This is a genomic window from Micromonospora sp. NPDC049047 (assembly GCF_040649135.1).
Lineage (GTDB): Bacteria > Actinomycetota > Actinomycetes > Mycobacteriales > Micromonosporaceae > Micromonospora.
Genome location: NZ_JBEZEY010000014.1, coordinates 154959 through 161993 on the forward strand (window position 1 = coordinate 154959; position 7035 = coordinate 161993).

5 protein-coding genes are annotated in these 7035 nt (G+C 69.2%); all 5 read right to left on the reverse strand.

Going from position 1 to position 7035, the window contains the following annotated elements; all coding sequences use genetic code 11:
* Positions 1-4: 4 nt before the first annotated feature.
* On the reverse strand, positions 5-3436 hold the full coding sequence (locus tag AB0B86_RS22240; protein ID WP_357412683.1) for a DNA-directed RNA polymerase subunit beta: 3432 nt from the start codon (positions 3434-3436) through the stop codon (positions 5-7).
* Positions 3437-4005: 569 nt separating this feature from the next.
* Positions 4006-4395: a 50S ribosomal protein L7/L12 gene (gene rplL, locus AB0B86_RS22245; RefSeq protein ID WP_357412681.1), complete on the reverse strand. Its 390-nt coding sequence runs from the start codon at positions 4393-4395 to the stop codon at positions 4006-4008.
* 54 nt (positions 4396-4449) lie between these two features.
* The gene (rplJ, locus tag AB0B86_RS22250) at positions 4450-4995 is read right to left on the reverse strand and encodes a 50S ribosomal protein L10 (protein WP_282264458.1); all 546 of its coding nucleotides are present in this window, start codon (positions 4993-4995) and stop codon (positions 4450-4452) included.
* 341 nt (positions 4996-5336) lie between these two features.
* A complete protein-coding gene (locus tag AB0B86_RS22255; RefSeq protein ID WP_357412679.1) occupies positions 5337-6026 on the reverse strand; it encodes a hypothetical protein in 690 nt (229 codons plus the stop codon).
* Positions 6023-6886: an ABC transporter ATP-binding protein gene (locus tag AB0B86_RS22260; RefSeq protein WP_357419729.1), complete on the reverse strand. Its 864-nt coding sequence runs from the start codon at positions 6884-6886 to the stop codon at positions 6023-6025. The genes AB0B86_RS22255 and AB0B86_RS22260 overlap by 4 nt, the downstream gene beginning before the upstream one ends.
* Positions 6887-7035: the final 149 nt, after the last annotated feature.

Here is a 7035-nt window from a genome sequence, read left to right on the forward strand (position 1 = left end):
CACCTCAGACCTCTTCGACCGAGCTCGGCTCGCGCCGGGACAGGTCGATGCCCAGCTCCTCAGCGGCCCGGAACACCTCGTCGTCGGTCTCGCGCATTTCCAGGGCCACACCGTCGCTGGACAACACCTCAACGTTGAGGCACAGCGACTGCAGCTCCTTGAGCAGCACCTTGAACGACTCCGGGATGCCCGGCTCCGGGATGTTCTCGCCCTTGACGATGGCCTCGTAGACCTTCACCCGGCCGAGCACGTCGTCGGACTTGATCGTGAGCAGCTCCTGCAGGGCGTACGCGGCGCCGTACGCCTGCATCGCCCAGCACTCCATCTCACCGAAACGCTGACCACCGAACTGCGCCTTACCACCAAGCGGCTGCTGCGTGATCATCGAGTACGGGCCGGTCGAACGAGCGTGGATCTTGTCGTCGACCAGGTGGTTGAGCTTCAGGATGTAGACGTAACCGACAGCGATCGGGTCGGGCAGCGGCTCGCCGGAACGACCGTCGAACAGCTGCGCCTTGCCGGTACGCCCGATCAGCTGCTTGCCGTCCCGGTTGGGCAGGGTCGACTCGAGCAGACCGGAGATCTCCTCTTCGCGGGCACCGTCGAAGACCGGGGTGGCCACGTTCGTGTCACCCTCGGACTCGTGCGCGTCGATCGAGCGGAGCTGGCGCTTCCACTCGGCGTCGTCGCCCTCGACCTTCCAACCGGTCTTGGCGACCCAACCGAGGTGGGTCTCCAGCACCTGGCCGATGTTCATCCGGCTCGGCACGCCGAGCGGGTTGAGCACGATGTCGACCGGGGTGCCGTCCTCGAGGAACGGCATGTCCTCGACCGGCAGGATCTTCGAGATGACGCCCTTGTTGCCGTGCCGGCCGGCGAGCTTGTCGCCGTCCTGGATCTTGCGCTTCTGGGCGACGTAGACCCGAACCAGCTCGTTGACGCCCGGCGGCAGCTCGTCGCCGTCCTCGCGGGAGAACGTGCGCACACCGATGACCGTGCCGGTCTCGCCGTGCGGCACCTTCAGCGAGGTGTCCCGAACCTCACGCGCCTTCTCACCGAAGATCGCGCGGAGCAGGCGCTCCTCCGGGGTCAGCTCGGTCTCACCCTTGGGCGTGACCTTGCCGACCAGGATGTCGCCGGGAACGACCTCGGCACCGATCCGGATGATGCCGCGCTCGTCGAGGTCGGCGAGCATTTCCTCGCTGACGTTCGGGATGTCGCGGGTGATCTCCTCCGGACCGAGCTTGGTGTCCCGGGCGTCGACCTCGTGCTCCTCGATGTGGATCGAGGTGAGCACGTCCTGCTGCACGAGGCGCTGCGACAGGATGATCGCGTCCTCGTAGTTGTGGCCCTCCCAGCACATGAACGCCACCAGCAGGTTGCGCCCGAGTGCCATCTCGCCCTCGTCGGTGCACGGCCCGTCGGCGATGACCTGACCGGCCTCGACGCGGTCGCCCTCGAAGACCACCGGCTTCTGGTTGACGCAGGAGCCAGCGTTGGAGCGGCGGAACTTGTGCAGCAGGTACGTCCGGCGGTGGCCGTCATCCTGGTGGATGGTCACGTAGTCGGCGCAGAGATCCTCGATCACACCGCCGACCTCGGCGACCACCACGTCGCCAGCGTCGACCGCGGCACGGTATTCCATGCCCGTGCCCACGAGCGGCGCCTCGGCCTTGACCAGCGGCACCGCCTGGCGCTGCATGTTCGCGCCCATCAGTGCCCGGTTGGCGTCGTCGTGCTCGAGGAACGGGATCATGGCGGTCGCGACCGAGGTCATCTGCCGGGGCGAGACGTCCATGTAGTCGACGGCACCGGGGACGACGTCCTCGGTCTCGCCACCCTTACGACGGCAGAGCACCCGGTCCTCGGCGAACGTGCCGTCAGCCTTCAGGCGCGCGTTGGCCTGGGCCTTGACGAACCGGTCCTCCTCGTCCGCGGTCAGGTAGTCGATCTGGTCGGTGACCCGACCCTCGACGACCTTCCGGTACGGCGTCTCGATGAAGCCGAACGGGTTGACCCGGGCGAAGGTGGACAGCGCGCCGATCAGGCCGATGTTCGGGCCTTCCGGCGTCTCGATCGGGCACATCCGGCCGTAGTGGGACGGGTGCACGTCGCGGACCTCGAAGCCGGCCCGCTCCCGGGACAGACCACCCGGGCCGAGCGCGCTCAGCCGGCGCCGGTGGGTCAGGCCCGCCAGCGGGTTGGTCTGGTCCATGAACTGGGACAGCTGCGACGTCCCGAAGAACTCCTTGATCGCCGCCACCACCGGGCGGATGTTGATCAGGGTCTGCGGGGTGATCGCCTCGACGTCCTGCGTGGTCATCCGCTCACGGACCACCCGCTCCATGCGGGAGAGGCCGACCCGAACCTGGTTCTGGATCAGCTCACCCACGGTGCGCAGGCGCCGGTTGCCGAAGTGGTCGATGTCGTCGGCCTCGTAGCCCTCCTCACCGGCGTGCAGCCGGCAGAGGTATTCCACGGTGGCGACGATGTCGTCCTCGGTCAGCGTGCCGGTGGTGATCGGCACGTCGACTTCGAGCTTCTTGTTGAACTTGTAGCGCCCGACCTTGGCGACGTCGTACCTCTTCGGGTTGAAGAAGAGGTTGTCGAGCAGGGTCTGGGCGTTCTCGCGCGTCGGCGGCTCGCCAGGGCGCAGCTTGCGGTAGATGTCTAGCAGGGCCTCGTCCTGGCCGGCGATGTGGTCCTTCTCGAGCGTGGTCATCAGCAGCTCGGACCAGCCGAACCGCTCACGGATCCGCTCGGCCGACCAACCGATGGCCTTGAGCAGGACGGTGACGGCCTGCCGACGCTTGCGGTCGATGCGTACGCCGACCGTGTCGCGCTTGTCGATGTCAAACTCCAGCCAGGCACCCCGACTCGGGATGACCTTGACGCTGGAGAGGTCGCGGTCGGAGGTCTTGTCCGGCTGCTTGTCGAAGTACACGCCCGGGGACCGGACGAGCTGGCTGACCACGACGCGCTCGGTGCCGTTGATGACGAAGGTGCCCTTGGGCGTCATCATCGGGAAGTCACCCATGAACACCGTCTGGCTCTTGATCTCGCCAGTGGTGTTGTTGGTGAACTCCGCGGTCACGAAGAGCGGAGCGCAGTAGGTCAGGTCCTTCTCCTTGCACTCCTCGATCGAGGCCTTGACCTCGTCGAAGCGCGGCGCCGAGAAGGAGAGCGACATGGTGCCGGAGAAGTCCTCAATGGGACTGATCTCTTCAAGGATCTCCGCGAGACCCGAGCGTGCGTGCGGGTCGTCCGCCGACCGGCCCTGCCAAGCCTCGTTGCCCACGAGCCAGTCGAAGGACTCGTTCTGGATGGCAAGGAGGTTGGGGACCTCGAGGTGTTCGGTGATCCTGCCGAATGAAACTCGGCGGGGAGCGAATGCGCTCGACGTACGACTGGTCTTCGCAGGGCGGGAAGCTGCCAAGATGCGTCCTTCCGAGGACCGGTGCTGCAGAACGGCTGGTACGCGTGCACTCCAATGACCCCACCAGAACTATCCGTAAACGGACATTTCCAAGCAGGGGTCAAGTCGGAAGGCAGCGCAAACTAGCAGTGTAGCCGAGAGGCTAACCGCTGTCCAGCCCACCCCGCAGGTCGTTTGCGGAACGCGCCTCGGCCCCCGTGAACCGGGGCTGCCGGGCCGCTCAGAACGCAACGTCCCCACTGGGCCGCTCAGGTCGACACGGCTGATGGTGCTGCCGCTGTCATACCCACGTCGTGGCCGTCGCAAGCGCGGTGTCTTGCTGGTGCCAGCGTGCCTGGCAGTCCGGGGCCGCGTCAAGGGCCGGTATCCGGGTCGGCCCTTCTTTCCCACCGCAGGGCGACCCGCCGAACACGTTCGGATCGGCCGACGCGACCTTCCCCGCCCAGCTCAGGGGCAGATCGGCGCCGGAACCACGAACACGGCGGGCGGTGATCCGTGTCGGATCACCGCCCGCCGCGACGCGATCGTGTCCCGACTCACGAGCCGGGTACGCGCTGGTGGAGCTCAGGTCACTTGAGGGTGACCTTGGCGCCCTCACCCTCGAGCTTGGCCTTCGCCTTCTCGGCGGTCTCCTTGTTGACCTTCTCCAGGATGGCCTTCGGCGCGGACTCGACCGCGTCCTTGGCCTCCTTGAGGCCCAGGCCGGTCAGCTCACGCACGACCTTGATGACCTGGATCTTCTTGCCGCCGTCAGCCTCGAGGATGACGTCGAACTCGTCCTTCTCCTCCTCGGCCGGGGCCGCAGCGGCGCCGCCGCCGCCGCCACCCTGGGCGATCGCGACCGGAGCCGCGGCGGTGACCTCGAAGGTCGTCTCGAACTGCTTCACGAACTCGGAGAGCTCGATCAGCGTCATCTCCTTGAACGCGTCGAGCAGCTCGTCGGTGCTGAGCTTCGCCATGTCTGGCGTCCTTTCCTAATGCTGATAAGTAAGAACTGGTGCGCCGTGGGGGCCTCAGGCCGCCTCGGCGCCCTCCTTCTCGCGCTTGTCCTGCAGTGCAGCCGCCAGACGGGCGGTCTTCGACAGCGGGGCCTGGAACAGGGCCGCGGCCTTGCTCAGGTTGCCCTTCATCGCGCCGGCCAGCTTGGCCAGCAGCACCTCGCGGGACTCCAGGTCGGCGAGCTTCGTGACCTCGGCCGCGGAAATGGCCTTGCCCTCGAAGACACCGCCCTTGATGACGAGCTTCGGGTTGGCCTTCGCGAAGTCGCGAAGACCCTTCGCCGCCTCGACGACGTCGCCCGAAACGAAAGTCAGCGCGGTAGGACCGGTGAACAGCTCGTCGAGGCCGGTGATGCCCGCGTCCGTCGCAGCACGCTTCGCGAGCGTGTTCTTCGCGACCATGTAGCTGGTGTCGGCGCCGAGCGAGCGCCGAAGCTGGGTGAGCTGGGAAACCGTCAGACCGCGGTACTCGGTCAGCACGGTGGCGCCCGAGCTGCGGAAGCTCTCGGTCAGCTCAGCGACGGCCGTGGCCTTGTCGGCCCGGATCGGCTTGTCCGCCATGTCCCTCCTCTCTCGTTACTCGAGGCTGGTCCCCGTCACAGCCGAAGCCGGAACGGGGGCGGAGGCAGCACGACAACGAAAAAGCCCCGGCGCAGGGCGCACGGGGCGAGGGCCGGCAGATCAACACAGTCGGCGGACCATGTTCACTGCCGAGTTACGCTTGCCGCCCTACGCGGGTCGCCCGTTGTCGCGGGACCTTCGACCGTGCCGAAGCACGGTGACCAGCGGTCTCTGGGTGGTTCCTCATCCATGGAAACACGGATGACTGTGTGAAGACTACGCGCCCCCGTCACCAGCGCCAAATCGCCCCCGGTGAGCCGCCCCACAGTCGCCGGTGTCGCTCAGGCGTTGGCCCGCCGCCGCCACAGGTAGCCACCGACGACCGCGGCGCTCCAGGCCAGCGCCCACCCGGACAGCCCCAGCAGGGTGAGCGCCGCCGCGTCACCGCCGACGGTGCGGGCGGCGGCCATGATCGGCGGTGCCAGCCAGGGCGCCACCGAACCGCTCAGGCCGAGCACCACCGCGCCGACCCCGCCGAGGGCCAGCACCGCGACGCCGTACGCGGCACCGCCCACCGACGCCCGGCTGGCCAGCGCGCCGAGGGCAACCGCGGCGGGTACGGCGAGCAGGTGCGCCCACAACCCCAGTGCGAGCCCGACCGGGATGGACCGGTCCCCCGGCTCCACCGGGCCGGTGACCCCGCCGACCAGCCACGGAAAGAGCAGCGCGACGGCCACCGTCGCCAACGCCGCCACTATCGCGGCGAGGAGCCCGGCGAGCCGCTCGCGGGCCGCCCCGACGGTCACCTGGGCCAGTCGACGCTGCACGTCCGGCTCGACGTCGAGCAGGATCTTCGTCTGCCAGGCGAGCACCGGGAAGAGCACCACTGCCGAGACGCCGTACGCCTCGGCCGGTTGGGACCGTCCGCCGCCGTAGAGCGTGCCGAGCACGACGAGGCCGGCGAGCAGCGGTGCCAGTGCCCGGCCGGTCCGCAGGAGACCGGCCAGCCGCATCCGGACCAGGGCGCTCACCGGGCCTCCTCCGCTGCCTGGCCGACGGTGTGCACGTCCTCGGCGGCCTCGGGCTGTCCGGGTGCCCGCTCACCGTCCGGCCGGGCCGGGGAGGTCGATGCGGGGTGGGCCGGCGGTGCGGTGGGGCGGGCGTCGGCGCGTACCCGAAGAATGTGGTGGCCCTCGGCGCGCAACCGGGCCACGGTGTCGGCGACCCGCGCGGTCGGGACCGCGACCTCGACCACCGCGAACGCCTCCTCGGCCGACGGCGCCTCCTCGGTCAGCGCGCCGTCGGCCACCGACCAGCGGCGGGCGGTCGGCAGCCGGACCGTCTCCCCGCGGTGGTCACTGACCAGCACGGCACCGTCGGCGGCGAGCACCTCGGCGATCAGCTCGGGAACCAGCTCGCGGGTGGCGGCGTCCAGTCCCTCCCACGGCTCGTCGAGCACCAGCAGGCCCGGTGTCCGCAGCATCGCCTGGGCGAGGCCCACCTTCTGGGCGGTGCCCTTGGACAGCTCCGGCAGCCGCACGGAGTGGAAGGCGGACAACCCGAGCCGGTCGATCCAGGAGGCGACCGCGTCGTCGGCCGCCGTCGCCCTCAACCCCGCCACCCGGGCCATCCCGGTCAGGTAGTGGGCCACGGTGAACGGCTGGTCGGCGGGGAACCGCTCCGGCACCCAGCCCACCCGTGCCGGCCGGTCGGTGACCCGGCCCCGGTCGGGCCGCAGCACCCCGGCGGCCACCTGGAGCAGCGTCGACTTGCCGACCCCGTTGCGGCCCAGCACGACAGCCACCTCGCCCGGACCGATCCGCACGTCCACGCCCCGCAGCACCCATGGCCCGCGCCGGTGGTACCGCAACCAGACGTTCTCCAGCCGCATGGGAGAGAGGATGCCACAGCGCAGACGCGCCGGGGCGCCGCCACGATCGTGGCGGCTCCCGATCTTCGACAGCCGCGACGATGCCCTCGTTCAGCTGTCCGGGCGGACGCGGTCAGGTTCTCCGGTCTCCGCGGCCGTGACAACCGCCC

What these genes read in the sequence shown, in the direction of transcription:
- rplL (WP_357412681.1), bottom strand. Translation starts at nt 4,395, where the DNA reads ATGGCGAAGCTCAGCACCGACGAGCTGCTCGACGCGTTCAAGGAGATG.
- rplJ (WP_282264458.1), bottom strand. Translation starts at nt 4,995, where the DNA reads ATGGCGGACAAGCCGATCCGGGCCGACAAGGCCACGGCCGTCGCTGAG.
- AB0B86_RS22260 (WP_357419729.1), bottom strand. Translation starts at nt 6,886, where the DNA reads ATGCGGCTGGAGAACGTCTGGTTGCGGTACCACCGGCGCGGGCCATGG.